Source organism: Synechococcus sp. WH 7805 (assembly GCF_000153285.1).
Lineage (GTDB): Bacteria > Cyanobacteriota > Cyanobacteriia > PCC-6307 > Cyanobiaceae > Synechococcus_C.
The window spans coordinates 1-1,542 of sequence record NZ_AAOK01000011.1; the positions used below are offsets into that span (position 1 = coordinate 1).

Below are 1,542 nucleotides of genomic sequence, written 5' to 3' on the forward strand. Positions count from 1 at the left end.
AACTAAAATTGGCCACGGTTTTAGAGTTTTCCCAATATAATCGTTCTGATTCGTTGGGAGTTAGGCCGCCATTATATTGATGCGGCCTGAGTTGACAGTAATACCCGATAATGTAGCGGATGATCTCTTGTTGAGCTTCAGCAAAACTACGATAACCCACTGTTGGCACCCATTCGGTCTTTAAGCTTCTAAAGAAACGCTCCATTGGTGCATTATCCCAGCAATTTCCTCGGCGAGATAAACTCTGTTTTATCTTAAAACGCCACAGTAATTGACGGTACTTTCGACTTGTATAGTGGCTACCTTGATCGCTGTGGAACATGACGCCTTTCGGCTTACCACGCGACTCATAAGCCATTGAAAGAGCTTTGCCTGTCAGACTGGAATCAGGTGATAAAGACATCGACCAACCAATCACTTTGCGGGCAAAAAGATCAATAACAACCGCTAAATACATCCAGCGATTTCCTGTCCAAATATACGTAACATCACCAACCCAAACTTCATTTGGGGCGGTAACAGCAAACTGTCGGCCCAAGTGATTTGGAACCTCAACATGTTCTTGAGAAGCCTTTCTGTATCGATGCTTTGGCTGTTGGCAACTGACTAAACCAAGCTCTCTCATGAGTTTTGTTGCTCGGTATCGGCTCAGTTTTAAACCCTGATTTGTGACTATATCTGCAATAGTCCTCGCTCCCGCAGAGGCGTTGCTTGCTGCGTGGGCCTCACTAACTAAGCTGCGAAGTTTGACTGTTTCCGCCCTAATCGCTGTTGGACGCTTTAGCCAATAGTTATAACTACTTCGATGAACATTGAAGACTTCGCATAATGTTTTTACGCTATAGCTCTGCTTGAGTTTCTTGATCATCAAGAATTGTTCAGTGAGTCCGACATCAACAGAGCCGTGGCTTTTTTTAATATTTCATTATGCTCTTCAAGACGAGCTAACTTCTTTTTTAATTCCCGAATTTCTATTTGCTCAGGGGTCATAGGCGAAGCTTTTGGCGTTTTGCCTTGTCGTTCTTGTTTAAGCTGACGAACCCATTTATCCATCGTGGATTTACCCACATTCATGGCTTGGGCGGCTTCTGCCACTGAGTAATTTTGATCAATCACTAACTGTGAAGCCTCGAGCTTGAATTCTGCGCTGAATAGTCGTCTTGTACGATTTGTCATAGTGTCACCTGTTAACGTATGAAGTGATGATATCACCTCTAACTAAGTGACCAAATTCACTATGCCACTACAAACATACCGATAAAGTTGTAAATATCATCCTCAGATGCCCCTACATTTTCATGTACAAGCTCTTTAATTATTCGAGGTACGGTTCTTTTTCCGTCTAACTTTCCAAGGACATCTTTTACCCAGTTTGGAGGACTTTCAATAACTTGTGAAACATTCGGTATCTCACCAATACAAATATCACCATCGTCAGAAACGATCACATGGTGAGACTGCTTGAGAAGTGGCTTTACTATCATTTCTGTCTCTCTGAAGTTAAAGGTCACTATGTGTGACCTTGGTATATTGTTATTACTT

The 1,542-nt window shown here is 42.3% G+C and carries 2 protein-coding genes; both read right to left on the minus strand.

What is annotated here, in order from left to right:
- Nucleotides 1-1,176 (minus strand): IS3 family transposase gene (locus WH7805_RS13630; protein WP_086004105.1). Its coding sequence is split into 2 segments (ribosomal slippage), with 1,177 coding nucleotides annotated over them: nucleotides 1-918 and nucleotides 918-1,176; the frame shifts between segments, so codons are not numbered across the junction. This gene is flagged as partial in the annotation.
- Between the two features lie 59 nt (nucleotides 1,177-1,235).
- The coding region (locus WH7805_RS13640; RefSeq protein WP_232198898.1) for a hypothetical protein at nucleotides 1,236-1,542 on the minus strand (307 nt) is incomplete at its 5' end.